This window comes from Alteromonas sp. S005 (assembly GCF_036864475.1).
Taxonomy (GTDB): domain Bacteria; phylum Pseudomonadota; class Gammaproteobacteria; order Enterobacterales; family Alteromonadaceae; genus Alteromonas.
Map to the genome: position 1 here is coordinate 35,413 of NZ_JAZETN010000007.1, position 19,521 is coordinate 54,933.

Here is a 19,521-nt window from a genome sequence, read left to right on the forward strand (position 1 = left end):
CTTTTAGCCCATCATTTTTTCGATTGGCATTACAAGAATAGAACTACAACCAAGGGCTTTAAGCTTTTCCATGGTTTCCCAAAATAAGGTTTCTGTAGAAACAACGTGGATAGCTACTTGCTCTTCATTTCCAGCTAATGGAAGCACCGTTGGGTTTTCAGCACCTGGAAGTAGGCTTTTAACTTGCTCTAAATAGGCTTTTGGCGCGTGTAACATGATGTACTTGCTTTCTTTCGCTAGTAATACCCCATCAACACGAGGCATAAGACGATTAACCAGTGTTACTTTCTCGTCGCTAAGTTCGCTGTCAGTACGCTTGATAAGTACCGCTTTACTGCGGAAGATGACATCTTTTTCTACAAGACCGTTTGCCTCAAGAGTTGCACCAGTTGAAACCAAGTCACAAATAGCGTCAGCCACACCAGCACGTGGTGCTACTTCCACTGAACCTTGAAGCATTACAGCTTTTGCGTTAATGCCTTGGTCTTTGAAGTAGCGCTCAAGAAGGTAAGGATAAGTGGTTGCTACTTTTTTGCCTTCTAAAGACTTAATACCGTCGTAATCCATCTCGTTAGGTACGGCAATTGACAGCCTGCAGCCGCCGTAGTCTAGACGACGCAATACTTCATACTCAAAAGGCTTGCCTGCCGCTTTGCGTTCAAGCATTTTTTCTTCAAGCTCATTTTCGCCAATGAAACCAAGGTCGCAAACGCCGTCCATAACAAGACCTGGAATATCGTCGTCACGTACGCGAAGCAAATCAATTGGCTCGTTTGTTGAGTGCGCAATCAGCAGGCGATCACGAATGTTCAATTTAATGCCGATAGCTTTAAGAAGTGAGATGCTGTCATCACTTAAGCGACCTGATTTTTGTACGGCAATTCGAAGTCTGTTGCTGTTACTCATTGAAACGTTCCTTACACGTTGTGTTTTAACTTTTTGATTGCGCCTAAAACGAAAAACCCCCGGAAGTTTCCTTCCGAGGGTCGAGAATTTTTCTATCTGCGCCGTTGGAAGGAAATATAGACCTTCCAGCACGAACCTGAAAGGTTATGCTTTGTGATGGTGATGATGTTTCGCTGCGCAGTTAATCATTTTGATGAATTTAATTCCTAATTTCGAACGGCTGAAACATTAGCGGTTTGAACATGGATTTGCAAGGCAAAAGTGAACTCTTTTCCTACATTAACTCTAAATTAATATACATATAATAAAACTATTCGTTATGAGTTATTTGTGAACCATAATTTTCAGAGCCACTTTGCCGATAAATTATATAAACATACATCTATTTAAGGAGGGCTTATGAGTAACGATTTACTGTTTCCCATTTTGCCTCGCAATACGAAAGTGCCCGTGGAGCCCGACGAGCGGGTTCAGAAAGTGCAAAAAACGAAAAAGTCAGAGTATCTCAGTGAAGAAGACCGCGATAACTTTAAAGACGTTAAGCGTACTGAAGTGGTTGATGCGTCAGCAGAGAACTCGAAAGACAAAGAGCGAGAAAATAACAGCGGCGGCCTTAAGCATATTGATATTGATGTTTAAGAGAACGCGTTAGCATCAGGCTTTATCTGCAGTTAGCGCTTCAAATAGCGCCTCTATTTGCCCGGTGACCTTGTGCTTTGGTAGATAGAATGGCAGCGGCACACGCCTAGAATGAGACTCTTTTACCTTCACCGTGGCACTTATATAGCTTTCTAACACTGGCAACCCTTGTTGCTTAAGCGATTGTACTAGTTCTGTAGGCAGCTTTGCCTGACTATTAAATTGATTAACTACAATGCCCAAAAGCTTAAGTTCTGGGTTGTGGTCCTCTTTAAGTTCTATTGCATTTTCGAGTAAGTGCTCGATAGCTTGTGCGGAGAAGTCATCGCAATCAAAGGGCACGCAAAAACCATCCGCAGCAATAAGTGCTGCTTTGGAATAGAAGTTGAAATTTGGTGGCGTATCAATAAAGATATGGTCGAATGCCCCCTTTAACTCCTTCAGCGCATCTTTAAGCTTAAAAATTTTATATCGAGATTCAAGTTCTCGCTCTACATCAGCTAAGGCTGGTGAGGACGGCATGACAAACAGATTTTCAAACGGCGTAGGGTGAACGAACGCATTAGATTTCTTTGCGGTTCTAAATATTCCCACCACTTGTTTGAACATATCGGCCACAGTAAGACTATGTTCGGCGGCGTCAAACCCTGCATAGTGGGTGCTATTTCCCTGAGCGTCTAAGTCTACTAATAAAGTTTTATGGCCCAGTTTAGCGCTTTGCGCTGCTAAATTAGTACTTATAGTTGATTTGCCCACGCCGCCTTTTTGATTAAACACCACGGTAATCATAAGAACTTCCTTTTTAAAAACACGCTTGAAATTAGTAGCAAACCTATAGCTGATTAAAATATGCCCAGAAATGGGTGTTGGTGTAAAGACAGTTTCGTTTTAATCGATAAACTTAGATGTGATATGCATCGATTAAAATAAAACGAAATCACACTTTACATTAAAATGATAATGATTATCATTAGCGTGTTGTTCTATTTTAATCGATTAAGTATGCGTTTTTCACCCACTTTACTGACAATGTCGTTGTGTTCTATTTTTTCTTCTAATCTGTTTGCCCAATCCATGGAGCAAACTACGGAACAAAACCAAGTAGAGAGCATCACTGTCACAGCCTCTGGCTTTGAGCAACTTTTGTCTCAAGCTCCCGCGTCAGTGAGTGTCATCGATAGAAAACAACTGGCGCAGCGAGCTTACAAAGATATCACAGACGCACTTCGAGACGTGCCGGGGGTTACTGTAACGGGTGGTGGATACCGACAAGATATCAGCGTTCGAGGCCTACCTGCACAATATACATCGATACTTGTTGATGGAAAAAAACAAACAGGTAGAGAATCCCAGCCAAATGGTAGCGGCGGGTATGAACAAGATTGGTTGCCGCCATTGGACAGTATAGAGCGTATTGAAATTGTTCGCGGCCCAATGTCCACCTTGTATGGTTCAGACGCAATGGGTGGGGTAATCAATATCATTACGCGAAAAAACTTCAGAAAATGGAGTGGTAACTTTCGCGCAGAAACAAAAATTCAAGAAAATTCAGACAGTGGCTCAGATAGTCAAGTTCAGCTGGCATTTTCTGGGCCGTTAATCGAGAATTTGTTGAGCATTACAGCCAGCGGCCTTTATCAAAAGCGAGAAGAGGACGATATTGAACGAGGCTACGCAGAAAAAGATCTGAGCAACATTCGTACAGCGTTTCACTTAACACCAAATACCACAGATACACTCACGTTCGAGTACATCTTCCAAGATCAGACACGCACATCTACGCCTGGTAAGTCGTTGCCAGAAAGAAATTCTTTAGCAGAGACTGAAAGCGAGAGACATTCATATGCGCTGACTCACGAAGGGAAGTATGATGATGTGACGGCTCGAAGTTACATTCAGCAAGAGTCGGTTGAAAATGTAGGGCGAGATATCACTATTGATAATCTGGTCTTCAATTCTCAATGGTCTTGGGCTGCCAGCGATAGCCACATGCTTACGGTTGGCACAGAGTTTCTTGAAGAATCACTAGATGATTTCGATACAAACGGTGGCGAGGCGACCAATATTGAAAACAGTCAATGGTCTTTATATGGCGAAGATGAATGGCGTGTTAACGATAGTTTGGCCTTCACGCTAGGTATTCGTCTTGATGACAATGAACAGTTTAGTTCCCAAGTTAGCCCTCGTGCATATGCGGTGTACAACCTCAATGATAATTGGGTAGTGAAAGGTGGTGTCTCTACCGGCTATCGAACCCCGGAATTAAGAGAAATGGCTGATGGATGGATTCAAGAAAGCCGAGGGGGAGATGTTTACGGCAATCCGGACTTGTCACCTGAAACTACGTTAAACAAAGAGCTCGCGCTTTACTATTCGGGTGATGCGGGCTTGGAGTACAGTATTACCGTCTTCCATAATGATTTCGATGATAAAATTGCCATCGCATCGTGTGAACTATCAGTCTGTTTAGATGAAACTGACCGCTATAATATCAATATTGACGAAGCTGAATCGTACGGTGCAGAGTTCGCGGCAAAATATAACGTTGGAAACTGGTCATTTAACGGTGCATACAGCTACACGCGTTCAGAACAAAAAACAGGTTCAAATGAAGGCCTACCTTTGGTGCAACAGCCTAAACATTTGTTCACGTTAAACACCACATATCGTCTATCTCAAGAAAGCGAAATTTGGTCTAGATGGACAGTAAGAGGGGAAGAAACGGCGCTAACGTCAGTATCTTCACGTTCTATTTTATCCCCAGGGGTCGGTTTGTTTGACATAGGTTACAACACCAAGCTTACGCGCAATATTAAATTGCAAACGGGGCTCTACAATGCATTTGATAAAACAATGCGATACGAAGAGTTTGGGTATGTTGAAGACGGAAGAAGATTGTGGCTAGGGTTAAATTGGACGTTCTGAAAATAGCGGTTATTACATGGGCTGTTTGTGTGTGCGCTAGTTGCACTGCTAACTCTTCGCTCACCGCTCAGGATTACGCCCGAAAGGGCCTAGAGAGCGCTACGCATTTTCCTGGTTTGGCAAGCCTCTGTGATATTAGTGCTCCACCTAGAGATATGTTTAAACTCGATGAAAAGCGACGAGAAAGACCTAAGCGTGTCGAGAGTGCAGGCAAGCCCGGTCGCAAAGGCAAGGCGCGGCGCCAAATACCACCCCAGCAGGTCTTTGATAACCTCTATTACGTGGGGGCAGGAAACGTTGCAAGTTGGGCAATCGACACGGGTGAAAGCATTGTTCTGGTGGATGCGTTGAATAATGACGACCAAGCTCAACAGTACATAATTGATGGCCTCTTTGCGCTCGGATTGGGCAACAAGCCCGTATCTCATCTTATTATTTCTCATGGTCATGGCGATCACTATGGTGGGTTTGAACTCATCAAGTCAACATATAATCCTCGAATAGTCATGAGTAGTGTAGAGTGGGATTACCTCGAAAACGATAAATTTGCCAGTTATCGTTGGGGTAAAAAGCCAAGCCGAGATGTGGCGGTAGACGATGGTGAAAAATTGAATGTTAACGGTACTGAACTATCGCTTTATGTTACGCCGGGCCACACACCAGGTACTTTAACTGTCATTTTTTCCGTAGTTGACGGAAACGAAAAATATCGGGCTGTGCTGTGGGGCGGTACTGGGCTCAACTACGGTCCTAATGTCTCGCGCATTCAGTCTTATACCGACTCTGCCATTACGATGAAACGATTAGTAAAAGAACAAGATGTTGATGTTTTTTTATCGAACCATCCTGGGCGTGCTGGAACAAGAGAAAAGCTTGAAGTCTTGAGTAACCGGCAGAGTAATGAAAAACATGCCTTTGTTCAAGGTCAAGATGTCGTTGTTGAAGCATTTGAACTGCTTGAAAACTGCACGCGCGCACAGTGGATGAGAATTGAGGAAAATCGAAGCTCCCGAGCCAAATAGTCCTCGAGAATTAAGGCAAGAGGAAAAGAGTGAATGCCCAGTCTTCTTGCCTAATCGCTAGCGGTTGCTACCTGTATGCAATGAGGTGCGTGTTAAATCTTCTCGCACCGAGTAAGCCCACGGCGATAAGAAAGAGTGCAAACGCAGAGGGGGCATTGACTTCAGTTGGAGATGAAGTGGTAGCAAAGGAACTTGCAAGTATGATTTCTCCGTTAACAATGGGATTATTAGTTAGACTGAGCACTGGCCCGTTAAGCGGAGTACCCGTAGGGAAGAGTGCATCGTAGAGAGCGTTTAGCGAGAAATCCTCGAACGATACTCTAACCGCGTTTCGAGATTCAGTGCATGTAGAGTCAGAGCAAGTTCTCTCGACTTCATTAACAAATATACCCAAGCCGAAGTCAGCAATATTCAACCCCGCAAATAGAGACTGATTTTCAAGTGCTGTTGCCTTCACGCTATTTCCCCAAAGGCTTACCTCCACTTCCGCAATGTCTGAAGTACCTGCTGTAGATAGGTTTACGCTCGAACCAGATGTGGCGTCTCCGTTAATTCGCGATACGGTCGAAAGTACATCAGCACTTAGCGTTAAAAAGCCACTTATTCCAAGTAAGTCTGAAAATAAGTCAAGATTAAGGTCGTTTATGGTTCCGCGTCCTGACGTAAAAAAGCTTGCTGGAACGAAACTCGTTAAAGACGATTGAGATTCGCCTTCAATAATGGCGGTGGATAGCGCGCCATCAAACTCTGTTACGTCGATGGGGCTGCCCAACGTACCCGAAGTATCTGCGCTTGCGCCAATGATAGTGTCAATCTGTGAATAATTTTCAGGGGCACTTCCGCTGGTATGGGCTAAGTTGATAGTTGAGTTAGCGACAGCAGAGACCATACCTCCTATATTACTTGTAATGGAAAGATCGACATGGACTGCATTCCCATAACTGCTGCCTATTATTGCAGCGTTGGACGAAAAGCTGATTGCTGTTGAAGCGAACATTGCGCCCGTTAAGATTGTTCCTGCTACTGCTCTTATCGCTTTTTTATTTTGTGGTTGCATGATGAAACCCTCGTTTATGGCTTAGCATATTGCTAAGCGAGACTTTTACACACAAAGCGTAGTCAGTAGCGTTTGAGTTAGTTATGGGGAGTTACCCCTAACTTTAAACTTTTGTGAAGCAAAATAGTGGCAGGTAAAGAAAGCTGTTATGAGATACCTTTTTGAAAATATAACGATCTGTGTTTGTCTGTGTAGAGTGACGATGGGTCCATAATGTAAACAAGGACCCAGAGCAGAGAAAGTAGAAAGGCTTCTTGCGACCAAGAAGCCTTTTAAAAAGAAATATTCTCATCCCTTAATTGATAAGGCAGTAGCTATGAAAGATTAATTGAGCTCTTTATCTACCCAAAATTTTGTGCCTTTCACAGTGGCCTGTAACGTAAGACCGCTTTCAGTCATGGTGTAAACCGTTACATTACCAAGATAACCTTCACCTTCTGCAGATGCTCCTTTATTACCTGCTTTTGCGGCTACATCTGCATTTCCGCCGACAGTCCAACCGTTTTCAATGAAATAGCTCATCGCTTTTTGAGTGTGGAAGACCATAACCACACGGTAATCTTTAGCTCCTAACCCTAAGCCAACACCACCCTCAGCCATATTCATATAGGTTTTTGCACCGGTCATGTTATTATTAACCACACCGTAGCCTGTACCTGCGGCCACAAAAAATACATTAATGTTGGCGTTGGTGAATACAGCGTAGCCTGCGGCATCCCTTATTTGAGAACGAGTGTCTGGCTTTTCAGTATAGAGGCGAGCCAGTGCATTATCTTGCATGTCTAAAATCGCTTGTTGCTTTTCAGCGACAGTGCCATCGCCCATAGAAGCACAAGCAGTCAAAGCCAAAACAGCACCTATAAATATAGACTTAATCGCTAACTTACTAATTTTCATGCAATTCTCCTTAGCATGTAGGTATCTTATTACTAGCGATAAAAGACAGTTTCTATCGCTAGTAATTCAATAAAATACCATTTTTATTTACGTCAAATGACTTGTACGCAAAAACTGTGCTAAGTGTTGCGTTTAAAATTAAATAAAACGAAATGTGCTATTAGCTGTTCCCTAATAGAAGTTTACCATTCAATTTCAAGCTCTAGCGCGCCAGGATGATCGGTTTGACCGACCATTTCCTCATACGGCGTACTCTGTCGAAGCCACACATGATCAAATGCCTGTGAATCGAAATGTTCTCTAATCTCATTCAAGCAGTGAAATGTTTTAGGTTGTGATTTTTTGTCTCTAACCAGAGTGCGAGATGCACCCATGCCGGTGGACGCTAGGTAGTTACCACCCTCTAATGACTCGATGTATAAATTCATAAAGTAGCCCTCGTTAGGTCGCAGCTAACTTTGGCTGCGTCTTATAGTTAATTAGTCGAAAACGCCCACAATGATCATTAATTTTGTGTCATGAAGGTTTCCGTTTGAATCAATCGGTACTTAAAAACACAAGAGCAGCAGAAGAGTCGCTTGAAGCAAAATATAAGAAGATAGTTTTTCACCACCATTTGTTAGTGCACACCATGATCCCAGCTCGATGCAGATTATCGTGCACCTGCTTCTTATCCTCAGAGTTTAAAAATGCGCCCAACTCAAATTGCTGCATAGGCGTCTGTAAAATCAATCGTGAAATTCGTTTAAAACTTACATCTTTTTGATAAAACAAGGATGTGTCTGGCCGTGGGAAGCATAAGCTAGTGCCGTTCGAGCATGATATGTAAATGCGGTCAGCAGAAATTAAAATGGTTTCCCATCGGTAGGTGGATTTAGATACCAAGTACATAACTAGCGCGAGCAACCCCACTTCTAACCCCGCAAAAGGCAAGATTACCCAGGCTCCCACTATTGACCACGCAATAGCGATTAGGCCAATAAACAAGGTAAACGCCATAATTAGATATTTGGTCTGCCGCCATGTTGCTGAGCGGTTTGGCGAAAGATGCAGTTGCACCTGCTGCTCAAATGTAGATACTTCAACCATATTTTACAAAGTGCTGTATATGATAATTGTGTAAGTAAAAGCTTATACGTTTCGAGCTAACAATAGTTTGAAAAATATACTGATGCGAATGGTTAACGTTTCAATAGAATCTATTTTCTGACAATTAACGTGTTTTTACAGAAAGGACTTGCGTGATTTCTTTTTTAAAGCGCCAAACTGGCAAATCAATTGTTGTTCTACTTCTCCTTATTTGGTGTAGCCTCTTGTTAGCGCAGCCCGCAACTATTGAGCTTGTTAAGGAGTTTGGACTTTTCACCGGATTAGGTGTGATAGGCGCTATATTTGCAAACGCTACAGGTGCCGGTGGTGGTGTGGTATTTGTCCCGTTTTTTAATTACCTGTCATTTTCTGCGCAAAGCGTTGTTGCAACAAGTTTCGCCATCCAGTGCTGCGGCATGACCGCAGGGGCACTAACCTGGGCCGCGTACTACAAACACCAGCACAAGCAGGATAACTACTGGAAAGCATTGCCGAACGCGTTAGTGCTTACCATACCCTCATCAATTTGCGGTATAGGGTTTGCCCAGTATTCCTCGCAAAGTAAGTCGTTGTTAGAGCATTTGTGGGGTGGTACTAATAACCTCCATATTGCTTTTGGAAGTTTTTCCGTTTTTTTAGCGATTGCAATTTTTGCTTCTATCCCGTTAATGAAGCGCACTCACTTTAAAAAGGACCTGCAAACAAAGGACCTAGTGATTCTGCCCTTTATCGGCTTTCTAGGCGGCATTATTACGGCCTGGCTTTCGGTGGGAGTGGGGGAGTTAGTGGCGGTTTATCTGATTATTCGTGGGTTTAATGTCACCATGTCTATCGCTGTAGCGGTTATTTTATCCGCGTTTACTGTCTGGTCAGCGCTGCCGTATCACGCCTTTATAAATCCGTCTGTGGTATGGCAAGTTGTTTTGTTTGCGGGGGCAGGTGCAGTTGTCGGTGGAATGATCGCAAAATATGTAGTTTTGGCCTTTTCTGTTCAACGTTTAAAACTTTTTTTCGGCCTTTGGGTACTTATTTTAGGTGTTACAAGTTTACCTATTTTTTAAAGTCATGAGCTTGCAACAGCAAATAGCCCAGCTCACTACAAATTAAAGCCTAAAGGTAACGCACACGATTTAGATTCATCTAAACGCTTATCTCGATAAGGAAAGGTAATATGGATATCAATCTTGCTTCCCAAAAGCGATACAAGGTGCTTCAGCCTAAATGGTCATCTCACGCGGTTATTTATCAGGTCAATACCCGTCAGTTCTCAGAGGAAGGCAATTTTGAAGGAGTGAGAAAGGGGTTATCCCACATTAAATCACTTGGCGCTGATATTGTTTGGCTTATGCCTGTACATCCTATTGGCGAAAAAAATAGAAAGGGAGAGCTTGGAAGTCCTTACGCAGTAAAAGATTATCTGGCCATTAACCCAGAATTTGGTAGCGAAGAAGACTTCAAAGCACTGGTGGAAGAAGCGCACAGACTTTCGCTTAAAGTCATCATAGACTGGGTGCCAAATCACAGTGCGTGGGATAACCCTTTGGTTGAGCAGCACCCCGAGTGGTACGCCAAAGACTACAAAGGAGATTTTCGCCCGTCTCCCTGGTGGGACTGGAGCGATATTATTGAGTTCGATTACGAACAAATAGGTCTTCGCAAATACATGATTAACGCGCTCTGCTATTGGATTGAAAAATTCGATATTGATGGGTTTCGCTGTGATGTAGCGGGGTATGTCCCCAACGATTTTTGGCAGCAAGCAGTGCAAACGCTAAGCGCAATCAGGCCAGTTTTCATGTTGGCTGAATGGGAGAATCGAGATCTTCACGAAAATGCATTCAATATGACATACGCATGGAGCTGGAACGAGACGCTACATGAACTCGCTCATGGAAAGTGTTCACTGGATAGGTTGCGCAAGTATTATTCGTGGAACGAACGCAGCTGGCCTCACTCGGCTTACAGAATGACCTTTGTGAGTAATCATGACAAAAATGCTTGGGACGGCACTCAGAGTGAACAATTTGGTGATGCGCTTGAAGCCTGCATTGCTTTATCGGTAATAGGTGAAGGCATGCCGCTCATTCACAACGGGCAAGAAGCTGGGGAAACCAAGCGTTTAGCGTTTTTTGAGCGCGACCCTATACACTGGCAAGAACATGAAATAGGCAACTTGTATCGCAAGCTAATTGCTCTTAAAAAATCCAAAGCCGTGCTCGGAAATGGAGAATACGGGGCAAGAATGATTCAGGTGCCAAACTCTCAGATGGAAAAGGTTTTTAGTTTTGTACGTTGTAGTGAAAACGAAAAAGTATTAGTCGTGATTAACTTCTCAAACGAGCAGCTTGATGTAACGTTTGAAGAACCATTGTTTAAAGGTGCATATACGCATTGGGAGCGAGACGAAGCTAAGACCTTTGGCGCTGACTCAGTGTGTAGACTCGCGCCTTGGCAGTTCGAGATATGGATTGCTTAACCGTGTGATCGTTTAGTGTCATCTCTAACTACAAAAGGTAAAAAGCGCAATATTTTTTTACTAAGTGAAAATTAAGGATGAACTATGACTGCGAATGATTCAGCTAAAAAAAACGAAGACCGCTCGTTAAATAATCATGCTGCGCTTAAGACTTCCATTGCCAATGGTGATGTAGAAGAGGTAAAAGCGCGACTTGAAGGACACACTTTGGATAAGCTAGAAAAAGGTTATCTTATCGATCTCGCACGCTTGAGTGGTAACAGTGAAATCGTGGAAGTGATAAACTTCACACCCGAAAGTTAGATGCCAAAGTAATCCGCATAATGTAAGTGTGTTCCCCCTAAAAAAGTGAGGGGACACACCTTAACTTGTATTTCAGTGATTAGTATTATTTGAATCTATTCGGCAAGTCAGAATTTTGCTTCAGCCCTTCAACTTTATCTTCAACGGGCTTTTCGAGTTTAGACACGGCGTAGGCAACGCCAAAGCCCAAAAAACTTCCCACCAAAACATCGGACAAGTGGTGTGCATCGCGCTTAGTCCTCGACTTTCCAATAACTGCTGTAGCAGCTAAACCTGCCGCTGACGCTAATAGTAAAGGTCCAGAACTACGAGGTATTGAGCCAGCAACTGCAGCTACTGCTGAAGCGTGCCCTGAAGGCATAGAATTAAACTTATCTTTTAAAGCAGGGCCTTTTATCTCAGGGCCGATCTCTGCTCTTGGGCGCTTTCGTCCAATCAAACGTTTAAGCCCAGCGTTAAGTAATCCCGCTACTGAAGCTGATAACGTCGACTTTAAAAGAAAACGCTGCACCTTTGGTGCATGCGTCATCTTAGATAGCGCGTAAGCAGAACCCGTAATGGCGACGACAGATGGAGGCGTTGTTGCGTTGCTCAAAGTGCTAGATGTTACAAAACTCTCGTTATTTTGCGTTGTATTAGCACTTGGCTTGTTCATTTTTCGCAATGCTTGATACGCAAGTAAGCCTTTGACTCCTGTGGAAGCTAACATAAAAATCCCTCTTCGATAAAGTGATGAACTGTTAAGGAAAGTCCTTGCCGTGTACAACATCGAAGGCATGTGTACATAGCATTCGTAATCGTAGAAAAAGAGCCGCATTTGCGGCCCTTATATTACTTAGTCATTACTCTTCCGAGTTATCGTCTAAATTTCCTTCAGATGTACGTTGATAACGCTTAAATTCCGTGCGTGTAATCAATTCATCATCATTTAAATCCATCTTATCAAAGTTGCGTGTGACGCCACTTCTTGATGCTTCAGCTTTAGTAAGCTCACCATCGTTGTTCGCATCCATCATCTCGAATTTACTGCGTGCAATTACCGCTTCATCTGCGATAACAGTCTTATCGTGAACGACAGTATCTTTCGCCACTCGTTCGACAGTTGTCTCTTTTAGATTCTCATTGGCTAAGAGCTCCGTTTCAGCTCTTAGCTCGTGAGTTAGCCTTTTATCTTTCGTTGCGGCAACTACTTCATCTACATCGGTATCAACTTTAACTTTCGTTTCTATCGTACCGTTTACGCCCATGCTTTCTTTCATCGACTTTATGGTAGATAAAACTTCATCATCAAAATGTTGAGGGTGCTTCATAACATGAGTATTAAACTCTTTAGCTGAAAGCTGCATGTCTGAATTAGTATCAATTTTAGAGAAGTGCTCATAAATTTCATCGTCGTCTGCCTCTTCTCGTGAGATGTAGCCGTTATCATCGTTGTCTAAATCAACAAAGGTTGTATCGATTTTCTCCATGTCGTCGCCAGCGAATGCGCCTGCAGATAGAGCGGCACTAATTAGTGTAGCAATAGTTAACTTTTTCATATCTTACTCCTTGGTTTTTCGGCCTCCATACTGCTTAAAAACGGAGGAGAGAATTCACAAAGGATCATTCACAGCATATGCCATCCCATTAAATTTTAATTAAATCAAAGTTTTATTTTTTTTTGGAGTTGGCGGGCATTACACTGAATTGTGAGAAATATAGAATGTTATGCAAAAGTTACCCAATATTTTTAACGAAAGTCGCACAAGCTCAGCGTGTCGTTGTAAGTAAAAATTGGTTGCTTCACCTCTGATTAAAAACGCAGTGCCTTAAGTCGCAATTATATAGGCGCTGTGCACCACTGAATTGATTAAAAAAATAGCAATATTTTTGTTCAAAGCACTATTTTTTTTAAAATATCGGAGTAGAATCCGCGCACCTTAATTTCGATGTGACTTTCATGGACATTGGCTTCCATCACCTTGAAGAAAAGCGTCTATTAACGCTTTCTTTTTATATTGCCGGCGCGTTTGTCGTTATTGCGCTTGGTTTTGCCATTTTAACCAGCTCTGGCGCTATTTTATTTGACGCCGCTTATTCGTTAATTGCTTTTGTTATGTCAATGCTAACGCTCAAAGTAGCTAGCTTAGTTCAACGTCCAGATGATGACCGGTTCCACTTTGGTTACACGGCAATAGAGCCTACGCTAAACATGTTTAAGTCGCTTATTATCATTGCCACGTGTGTGTATGCCGTCGCGAGCTCTGTTCAGAGTTTATTAGCAGGTGGTCACGCTGCTGAGTATGGTATTGGTATGGTTTACGGTGGAGTGGCAACGGTGGGCTGTTTTAGTATCTCTCTTTACATGCGTGTCAAAGGTAAGCATTTACTGTCCGACTTAGTAAAAGTGGATTCCCACACCTGGATGATAGACGGTGTGCTAAGTGCATCCATCTTGTTCGCTTTTATATTGGCCTACGCGTTAGAGTTAACGGAATATAGAACGCTGTCGCCGTACGTAGATCCTGTTTTATTGATTATTCTTGGTTCGGCAATGTTGCCGGTGCCTTTTAAGATTCTGCGTGAAAGCCTTAATGAAGTGATTAACAAAGCGCCGCCTGAAGCTATCTCGGCGGTAATCGAGAAAAAATTCAAAAAAACGTTAGCTGACGTACCGTATGAGCATGTGGAGGTGCGAATTAGTAAGCGGGGTAGAGATGTTTATCTGCTAGTCCATATTATTGTGGATGATGCATTCTCGTTTGCAACGATCAGTGAGTTAGATGAAATTCGACTAAAATGCGAAGCAGAGATGCGCGAGTGGGACCCAGCAATTATCATGGATATTTTATTCATCAAAGATCCTGAGTTAGCAGAGTAATGATATGGGGTGAATATGACATTTCTCGTATTCACCCTTAGCGTGGCTGGCAAAATTCTCCAAATTTTCCGATAATCAAGTCTTTAAACTAATTGAAGATGTGATGGATAAGCGACTTCCGCTATATAAAAAGCTGCTGGTGATGTACCGCATAGAACCGGGGTGTCTTGGGCCGCAAGGTGCTGACTACGTCGAGGAATTCTGTGTATTCGCCAAGAAAAAGCTAAAAGACAACCATGGTCATTGTTTGCGATGGACCATTAAGCCCCGCTATGACAAAACACTGCCTGAGCTTGAGTTTCAGATAAAAAATGCCGTACTTTCCCGTGACAATACGGCCAAGTATATGGACAGTTTCGGCATTGATATCGACGCTTTTGAAGAGGAGTTAGAAGAATCACTCGCCGATTTGGTTGACGCATTTTTTGAGCGCTAACTTTCACATTGAGCAGCTATGGTATAAGTCGCCGTCTAAGACTCTAAACAGCGAAAAGTTTTTCTAAGACCAGAGCCCTAAACCACGCCCCAAAAAAGAAAAGTAAAAAAAGAAAAGTAAAAAAAGCCCCGCCATTTCTGGCGAGGCACGTTTATTCATTTTGTTCACGCGAATCAGCAAACTAGCTTGTTAGACTAGTTTAAAGATTTAAGCTTCTTATAACCTTCAGCTTCTAGCTCATCGTTTACGCACTCTAATACGAATACGTCTTCCGACTCGCCTTTTGTACCTTCTTCTTCAGCGATTTCTTTACAGAACTGGGTTAATTCCACTACTAGTTCTGCAGGTGCCTCTTCCGATGCAGCTGCAATTACAGAAAACGCCATTGCGCTTAAACCTACCAAGCCTAAACCTATAAAGCGTAAACCTTTCATAATTACCTCGTTAAATAGTTGTGTAAATATTTACGAGCGGGATATTGCGCCTAAGTTTTACTATTAAAAAGCTAATTTTTTTGTTCTAGAAGACAAATTCTTTTCATCAAAAATTTAACAATTTTTGACTCTTAAAGCGTCAGGAAGCGAATAGTGAAGATGGGAAATTTTTTGATATCTTGGTAGTTCAGGATTTAAAAGAGTGGGCTAGACCGACGCTAAAGTGTAAACCTTTGATGGGCATTCTAAAGGCTTTTTGGCATAATGCGCGGCCTAAAGTAGAAAAGTAACGACAGCGCTGAAACCATGCCCACAATAAATAACGTATTCTCTTCAGATGGCCTCCTTGCTGGTGCTATCAAGGGGTTTGTACCTCGCGAAGCTCAAACTGAAATGGCAAAGGCGGTTAAGCGCGCTATTGATACCACAGGTAGTTTAATAGTAGAGGCGGGTACAGGAACGGGAAAGACTTTCGCTTACCTCGCTCCTGCATTGTTGAGCGACGGAAAAGCCATTGTTTCCACAGGAACTAAAAACTTACAAGAGCAGTTATTTCACCGCGACTTACCGCTGGTAAAAAAGGCCTTAGGCAGCAAGCGAAAAACTGCACTGTTAAAAGGCCGTTCAAACTATCTTTGTCTACACCGTGTAGCGCAGCACAGCGGCAACTCTACGCTGGTTGAAAAAGAGGTATTGGGCCAGCTTTCAGAAGTGAAACGTTGGTCTAGTACCACCAAAACAGGTGATATGGGTGAGCTAAAAACCCTTCCCGAAGATGCCCGCGTTTTACCGCTGGTTACCTCTACAGTGGATAATTGTTTGGGTCGCGATTGCCCAGATTATGAAGATTGTTACTTGGTTAAAGCACGCAGAAAGGCGCTGGATGCTGATATCATTGTGGTAAACCACCACCTTTTCTTTGCTGATATGGCACTGAAAGACACAGGGTTTGGCGAACTTATCCCAGAAGCTGACGCGATTATATTTGATGAGGCTCATCAAATTCCCGATATTGCGAGCGATTACTTTGGCGAGTCACTTTCGACAAGACAAATTCACGACATTGCGAAAGATATCACGCTGCTGTTCAGAACAGTGTTAAAAGATGCTGGGCAGCTAGATAAAGCAGCTGACAAATGCAGAATGATTGCCTCTGATCTACGCTTATTGTTCCCGGATACGGCCGAACGCGGCAACTGGGCCGAGGCGCTAGACCGTGACGACGTGCGTATGCAGGTGGGCAAATTAGCCGAAGCACTGGGTGTACTGCATGAAGTGTGTAAGTTACACATTGGCCGTGACAAAGATTTAGACAACATGTACGAACGTGTTGTGGCTGCAAGAGAGCAGTTAGATGCGTTAAGCGACAATAAGCAAGAAAATGTAAGTTTGTGGTATGAAACTACTCAGCGCCACCTCATTATGCATTTAACGCCCTTATCGATTGCCGCTAAATTCAGACGTTTCGTATCATCGCCGCCGCGCGGGTGGATTTTTACCTCGGCAACCTTAATGGTAAACGGCGGTTTTGATCACTTTCAGCGCCGCATGGGCTTAGAAGACGCAGAAACGTTAGGATTGGATAGCCCGTTTAATTATCCTGAACAGGCTATGTTGTGCGTGCCTCGCTATTTACCAGAACCAAACAGCTTCGCTATGCGCGAAACTTTGCTAGAAACAGCCAAACGGCTAATTAAAGCGAGTCGCGGCAGATGTTTCTTGCTGTTTACTAGTCACGCTATGCTCAAGGAAATTGCGCAGAAGCTAGAAGGTGAAATAGACAACCCGTTGTTAGTGCAGGGAACAACAACCAAACAGGCTCTTCTTGATGCCTACCTTGCCGATGAAAAAGCGGTATTGATGGGCACAGGCGCGTTTTGGGAAGGGGTAGACGTGCGCGGCAACGACTTGGTTTGCGTGATGATTGATAAGCTGCCTTTTGCGTCACCTGATGACCCGCTGCTTCAAGCGCGTATGGAAGATGTAAAAAAGCGGGGAGCAAACCCGTTTGGTGTTATTCAAATTCCCCAAGCTGTTATTACGTTAAAGCAGGGCGCTGGACGACTCATTCGAGACCCGACTGATAAAGGCGTTCTTGTCATCTGTGATAACCGGTTGGTGACAAAACCATACGCCAAAACCTTCGTCGGTAGTTTGCCAGATATGAAGCGAACAAGAAGTTTGGATGAAGTAGAAACATTTTTAGCCGGCATTGATGAAGCCTAAGTTAAAGCACTGAAAATGCAGTTGAAGAGAGCTCATTCTCTAACGCTTTTTTCAGTTGATATGAAATAAGAGAAAAACATGAATATTTTAGCTATAGACACCGCAACCGAAGCTTGTTCGGTAGCGCTTCAATTCAAAGACACTGTGATTACGCGTTTTGAAATATGCCCTCAGCAGCATAGTCAGCGTCTTCTACCCATGGTTGATGAAGTGTTAAAGGAAGCTGAGGTTTCGCTGGGCGACTTAGATTTATTGGCTTTCGGTCGAGGCCCCGGAAGCTTTACTGGTGTTCGCATAGCGACGGGTATGATCCAAGGGCTTGCGCTAGGAACTGGGCTAAAGGTCGCCGGTGTAAGTACGCTTGAAGCTATGGCGTTTGAATTGGCGAGTAAAGACGAAAACCGAGAAGCGATGATCGCTGTTGCATCGGATGCACGCATGAATGAAGTGTATTTTGCTGTTTATAAGCAGACAAAAGAAGGTGTTTTACTCACTATTGAAGAGCAAGTTTGTCCGCCGGAGGTAGCTATTGAGCAGCTAAACGCCCTGCGAGAAAATAGCAGCGCGGCTGTGATTGCCGTTGGAACAGGCTGGTCTGCTTATGATGAGCTTACGAAATGGAAGTCTGAAGTAATTGGGGAATCAACGTGTGACGTTACCCTCCCAAACGCGAAATTCATGTTAAAGCTTGCACAAGATGCCTATGGCAAAGGTGAAGTGTCTGAAGCTGTGAATGTGGAGCCTGTTTATTTACGCGATAAAGTAACGTGGAAAAAGTTACCGGGAAGAGAGTAGTAGTACTAAAAGGCGTGCCTTGTTAAAGCAAACGAAATACTGTGGTTTGCTCTTATCTGGTACGCTTTTTGCGTATCTAACCTCGTATGATTATCAATAATAATTTTGCACTACCGTCCTCTGAACCTTCGCAAGGACGAGTCGCAAAGATCAACAAAGACCCCGAACAGCAAAGCAAGGGGCAGAGTGAATCGTCGGTAAAGGCGATCGTTGTTGCACCCGATGAACAGGGTACGGATAACGCCAAGGCCTACCAGCAATTTATCCGCGAGGATGGCAATACTTATTCTCAAAATGCGATAGCCTCTTACACCAGCTTTGAAAAACAACAGCAACGTGAATCTATCCAATCAATGTTCGGTGTAGATATCTACGCATAATCTTTTGCAAGCTGCTGCTTTTTGCCTTGTACATTAATTCTAACAAATTGTTAAATTTCGCAAACAGGCTTGAACAAAACCTAGTATATCTGCTCTAAAGTGTGTGTATTACAGATACGCCTTCTTATTTATGCGTTAGATTAGTTGAACGACAGTGGCTGTCGTTTCGTAATAATGCTAATGTTTGGTTGCTGGAGTGCGGTTTTTCTTTGTAACTTAAAGAGATACGTAAAGGTATATAAGAGTTTTTAGATGTGTATCGCACGTGGACTTCATTTGGAACACTTGCTGTTTTATTTGTAATCCATACAAGCGCAACATTTTTTCTAGGGTTCACAGGAGCGCTTTAATGTCTCGTTATTTAGTTTTACTTACGGTCATGTTGTTTACTGGCTGTACCATAGTTCCAGACAGTATTGATGTACCAGAGGGCACACAGTTAGTCAGCTACTCTAAAGCGGTCACTTCCGGTGCTAATGCGCAAGGTCAAAAAGCGCGTTGGGGGGGGATGATTGTAGGTGTCGAAAATAAGCCTAACAAGACTCTTATCGAACTTGCTCACTTCCCTTTGAACCACTACGGTAAACCTTCCACTAACGGCGAAACATCGGGTCGTTTCAAAGTTCAAATAGACGGGTTCGTTGACCCTATTGTTTTTGAAGAAGGACGTTCTGCAACATTTTTAGGCAGTATTACTGTGCCAACTGCGGGTATGGTGGGCGAGCAACCTTACATCTATCCAACGATTATCGCAGATGACTACCATATGTGGAGAAAACAAGAGGTTTACGATGTAAACACTTATTTCTTTAACTACCACACAGGGTGGTACTCGCCATTTTATGGTTTTAACGGGCCGTGGATGTTTCCACACTTTAATCGAACCCGAGTTATCCGTTATCAAAACGCGCCTAGTAAGGCCAAAATGCCATCTCGGAAAACAGGTGTTAGCAAAGCAAAGAAGACGTCTGCTGCGCAGTCCGTGCAAAGGCATTAACATAAATAGTGGTTATTTATAAAGCGGCATATTTTTGCCGCTTTATGTTTTTTGGCGGAATAAAGGAATAAGGGAGGCG

The 19,521-nt window shown here is 43.3% G+C and carries 21 protein-coding genes and 1 other annotated feature; of the genes, 12 read left to right on the forward strand and 9 right to left on the reverse strand.

The window, feature by feature from the left end; all coding sequences use genetic code 11:
• Positions 1–3 precede the first annotated feature (3 nt).
• Positions 4–906, reverse strand: coding sequence for an ATP phosphoribosyltransferase (hisG, locus tag V7R55_RS10175; RefSeq protein WP_334059364.1), 903 nt, complete (start codon positions 904–906; stop codon positions 4–6).
• Between the two features lie 51 nt (positions 907–957).
• Positions 958–1,075, reverse strand: a sequence feature (His leader region).
• Positions 1,076–1,305: 230 nt separating this feature from the next.
• Between hisG and V7R55_RS10180 the strand changes: the two genes are divergently transcribed.
• Entirely contained in the window at positions 1,306–1,545 is a 240-nt protein-coding gene (locus tag V7R55_RS10180; RefSeq protein WP_334059365.1) for a hypothetical protein, read from the forward strand.
• A 15-nt stretch (positions 1,546–1,560) separates the two neighbouring features.
• Here V7R55_RS10180 and V7R55_RS10185 read toward each other — a convergent pair whose 3' ends face one another.
• Positions 1,561–2,334 (reverse strand): ParA family protein, encoded by a 774-nt coding sequence (locus V7R55_RS10185; protein ID WP_334059366.1) that lies wholly within the window; start codon positions 2,332–2,334, stop codon positions 1,561–1,563.
• A 285-nt stretch (positions 2,335–2,619) separates the two neighbouring features.
• On the opposite strand from V7R55_RS10185, the gene V7R55_RS10190 reads away from it, so the two are divergent.
• Positions 2,620–4,470, forward strand: a complete 1,851-nt coding sequence (locus V7R55_RS10190; RefSeq protein ID WP_334059367.1) for a TonB-dependent receptor domain-containing protein — start codon at positions 2,620–2,622, stop codon at positions 4,468–4,470.
• Entirely contained in the window at positions 4,443–5,492 is a 1,050-nt protein-coding gene (locus V7R55_RS10195) for an MBL fold metallo-hydrolase (protein ID WP_334059368.1), read from the forward strand. The genes V7R55_RS10190 and V7R55_RS10195 overlap by 28 nt, the downstream gene beginning before the upstream one ends.
• A 67-nt stretch (positions 5,493–5,559) precedes the next feature.
• On the opposite strand, the gene V7R55_RS10200 is transcribed toward V7R55_RS10195, so the two are convergent.
• From V7R55_RS10200 to V7R55_RS10215, 4 genes are all read right to left on the reverse strand, one after another.
• Complete coding sequence (locus V7R55_RS10200; protein ID WP_334059369.1) at positions 5,560–6,549, reverse strand: hypothetical protein; 990 nt, start codon at positions 6,547–6,549, stop codon at positions 5,560–5,562.
• A gap of 324 nt (positions 6,550–6,873) precedes the next feature.
• Positions 6,874–7,446, reverse strand: a complete 573-nt coding sequence (locus tag V7R55_RS10205) for a YSC84-related protein (RefSeq protein WP_334059370.1) — start codon at positions 7,444–7,446, stop codon at positions 6,874–6,876.
• Between the two features lie 182 nt (positions 7,447–7,628).
• Entirely contained in the window at positions 7,629–7,874 is a 246-nt protein-coding gene (locus V7R55_RS10210) for a DUF6482 family protein (protein WP_334059371.1), read from the reverse strand.
• Positions 7,875–8,052: 178 nt separating this feature from the next.
• A complete protein-coding gene (locus V7R55_RS10215; protein WP_334059372.1) occupies positions 8,053–8,535 on the reverse strand; it encodes a DUF2244 domain-containing protein in 483 nt (160 codons plus the stop codon).
• 152 nt (positions 8,536–8,687) lie between these two features.
• Between V7R55_RS10215 and V7R55_RS10220 the strand changes: the two genes are divergently transcribed.
• From V7R55_RS10220 to V7R55_RS10230, 3 genes are all read left to right on the forward strand, one after another.
• Positions 8,688–9,596 carry a sulfite exporter TauE/SafE family protein gene (locus tag V7R55_RS10220; RefSeq protein ID WP_334059373.1) on the forward strand — a complete coding sequence of 303 codons (909 nt, stop codon included), beginning with the start codon at positions 8,688–8,690 and terminating at the stop codon, positions 9,594–9,596.
• 110 nt (positions 9,597–9,706) lie between these two features.
• A complete protein-coding gene (locus V7R55_RS10225) occupies positions 9,707–11,011 on the forward strand; it encodes an alpha-amylase family glycosyl hydrolase (RefSeq protein ID WP_334059374.1) in 1,305 nt (434 codons plus the stop codon).
• Between the two features lie 84 nt (positions 11,012–11,095).
• Positions 11,096–11,314 (forward strand): hypothetical protein, encoded by a 219-nt coding sequence (locus V7R55_RS10230; RefSeq protein WP_334059375.1) that lies wholly within the window; start codon positions 11,096–11,098, stop codon positions 11,312–11,314.
• 85 nt (positions 11,315–11,399) lie between these two features.
• Here V7R55_RS10230 and V7R55_RS10235 read toward each other — a convergent pair whose 3' ends face one another.
• Positions 11,400–12,023, reverse strand: coding sequence for a phosphatase PAP2 family protein (locus tag V7R55_RS10235; RefSeq protein ID WP_334059376.1), 624 nt, complete (start codon positions 12,021–12,023; stop codon positions 11,400–11,402).
• A 133-nt stretch (positions 12,024–12,156) separates the two neighbouring features.
• Positions 12,157–12,852 carry an EF-hand domain-containing protein gene (locus V7R55_RS10240; protein WP_334059377.1) on the reverse strand — a complete coding sequence of 232 codons (696 nt, stop codon included), beginning with the start codon at positions 12,850–12,852 and terminating at the stop codon, positions 12,157–12,159.
• Between the two features lie 401 nt (positions 12,853–13,253).
• Between V7R55_RS10240 and V7R55_RS10245 the strand changes: the two genes are divergently transcribed.
• Together V7R55_RS10245 and V7R55_RS10250 are read left to right on the forward strand one after the other, a co-directional pair.
• Complete coding sequence (locus V7R55_RS10245) at positions 13,254–14,174, forward strand: cation diffusion facilitator family transporter (RefSeq protein WP_334059378.1); 921 nt, start codon at positions 13,254–13,256, stop codon at positions 14,172–14,174.
• 103 nt (positions 14,175–14,277) lie between these two features.
• Positions 14,278–14,610 (forward strand): hypothetical protein, encoded by a 333-nt coding sequence (locus tag V7R55_RS10250; RefSeq protein WP_334059379.1) that lies wholly within the window; start codon positions 14,278–14,280, stop codon positions 14,608–14,610.
• Between the two features lie 194 nt (positions 14,611–14,804).
• Here the strand turns inward: V7R55_RS10250 and V7R55_RS10255 are convergent, their stop codons facing one another.
• The gene (locus tag V7R55_RS10255; RefSeq protein ID WP_334059380.1) at positions 14,805–15,044 is read right to left on the reverse strand and encodes a hypothetical protein; all 240 of its coding nucleotides are present in this window, start codon (positions 15,042–15,044) and stop codon (positions 14,805–14,807) included.
• Between the two features lie 306 nt (positions 15,045–15,350).
• On the opposite strand from V7R55_RS10255, the gene V7R55_RS10260 reads away from it, so the two are divergent.
• The 4 genes from V7R55_RS10260 to V7R55_RS10275 all read left to right on the forward strand — a co-directional run bounded on the left by V7R55_RS10260 (position 15,351) and on the right by V7R55_RS10275 (position 19,442).
• Positions 15,351–17,270 carry an ATP-dependent DNA helicase gene (locus V7R55_RS10260; protein ID WP_334059381.1) on the forward strand — a complete coding sequence of 640 codons (1,920 nt, stop codon included), beginning with the start codon at positions 15,351–15,353 and terminating at the stop codon, positions 17,268–17,270.
• Between the two features lie 78 nt (positions 17,271–17,348).
• Positions 17,349–18,065, forward strand: coding sequence for a tRNA (adenosine(37)-N6)-threonylcarbamoyltransferase complex dimerization subunit type 1 TsaB (gene tsaB, locus V7R55_RS10265; protein WP_334059382.1), 717 nt, complete (start codon positions 17,349–17,351; stop codon positions 18,063–18,065).
• Positions 18,066–18,151: 86 nt separating this feature from the next.
• Positions 18,152–18,445 carry a hypothetical protein gene (locus V7R55_RS10270; protein WP_334059383.1) on the forward strand — a complete coding sequence of 98 codons (294 nt, stop codon included), beginning with the start codon at positions 18,152–18,154 and terminating at the stop codon, positions 18,443–18,445.
• 349 nt (positions 18,446–18,794) lie between these two features.
• Positions 18,795–19,442 (forward strand): Slp family lipoprotein, encoded by a 648-nt coding sequence (locus V7R55_RS10275; protein ID WP_334059384.1) that lies wholly within the window; start codon positions 18,795–18,797, stop codon positions 19,440–19,442.
• The last annotated feature ends 79 nt before the right edge of the window (positions 19,443–19,521 follow it).

Coding starts and splice junctions, on each gene's coding strand:
- V7R55_RS10225 (WP_334059374.1), top strand. CDS start 9,707: ATGGATATCAATCTTGCTTCCCAAAAGCGATACAAGGTGCTTCAGCCT.
- V7R55_RS10210 (WP_334059371.1), bottom strand. CDS start 7,874: ATGAATTTATACATCGAGTCATTAGAGGGTGGTAACTACCTAGCGTCC.
- V7R55_RS10240 (WP_334059377.1), bottom strand. CDS start 12,852: ATGAAAAAGTTAACTATTGCTACACTAATTAGTGCCGCTCTATCTGCA.
- V7R55_RS10275 (WP_334059384.1), top strand. CDS start 18,795: ATGTCTCGTTATTTAGTTTTACTTACGGTCATGTTGTTTACTGGCTGT.
- tsaB (WP_334059382.1), top strand. CDS start 17,349: ATGAATATTTTAGCTATAGACACCGCAACCGAAGCTTGTTCGGTAGCG.
- V7R55_RS10270 (WP_334059383.1), top strand. CDS start 18,152: ATGATTATCAATAATAATTTTGCACTACCGTCCTCTGAACCTTCGCAA.
- V7R55_RS10190 (WP_334059367.1), top strand. CDS start 2,620: ATGGAGCAAACTACGGAACAAAACCAAGTAGAGAGCATCACTGTCACA.
- V7R55_RS10250 (WP_334059379.1), top strand. CDS start 14,278: ATGGATAAGCGACTTCCGCTATATAAAAAGCTGCTGGTGATGTACCGC.
- V7R55_RS10235 (WP_334059376.1), bottom strand. CDS start 12,023: ATGTTAGCTTCCACAGGAGTCAAAGGCTTACTTGCGTATCAAGCATTG.
- V7R55_RS10205 (WP_334059370.1), bottom strand. CDS start 7,446: ATGAAAATTAGTAAGTTAGCGATTAAGTCTATATTTATAGGTGCTGTT.
- V7R55_RS10215 (WP_334059372.1), bottom strand. CDS start 8,535: ATGGTTGAAGTATCTACATTTGAGCAGCAGGTGCAACTGCATCTTTCG.
- V7R55_RS10185 (WP_334059366.1), bottom strand. CDS start 2,334: ATGATTACCGTGGTGTTTAATCAAAAAGGCGGCGTGGGCAAATCAACT.
- V7R55_RS10230 (WP_334059375.1), top strand. CDS start 11,096: ATGACTGCGAATGATTCAGCTAAAAAAAACGAAGACCGCTCGTTAAAT.
- hisG (WP_334059364.1), bottom strand. CDS start 906: ATGAGTAACAGCAACAGACTTCGAATTGCCGTACAAAAATCAGGTCGC.
- V7R55_RS10260 (WP_334059381.1), top strand. CDS start 15,351: ATGCCCACAATAAATAACGTATTCTCTTCAGATGGCCTCCTTGCTGGT.
- V7R55_RS10255 (WP_334059380.1), bottom strand. CDS start 15,044: ATGAAAGGTTTACGCTTTATAGGTTTAGGCTTGGTAGGTTTAAGCGCA.
- V7R55_RS10180 (WP_334059365.1), top strand. CDS start 1,306: ATGAGTAACGATTTACTGTTTCCCATTTTGCCTCGCAATACGAAAGTG.
- V7R55_RS10245 (WP_334059378.1), top strand. CDS start 13,254: ATGGACATTGGCTTCCATCACCTTGAAGAAAAGCGTCTATTAACGCTT.
- V7R55_RS10200 (WP_334059369.1), bottom strand. CDS start 6,549: ATGCAACCACAAAATAAAAAAGCGATAAGAGCAGTAGCAGGAACAATC.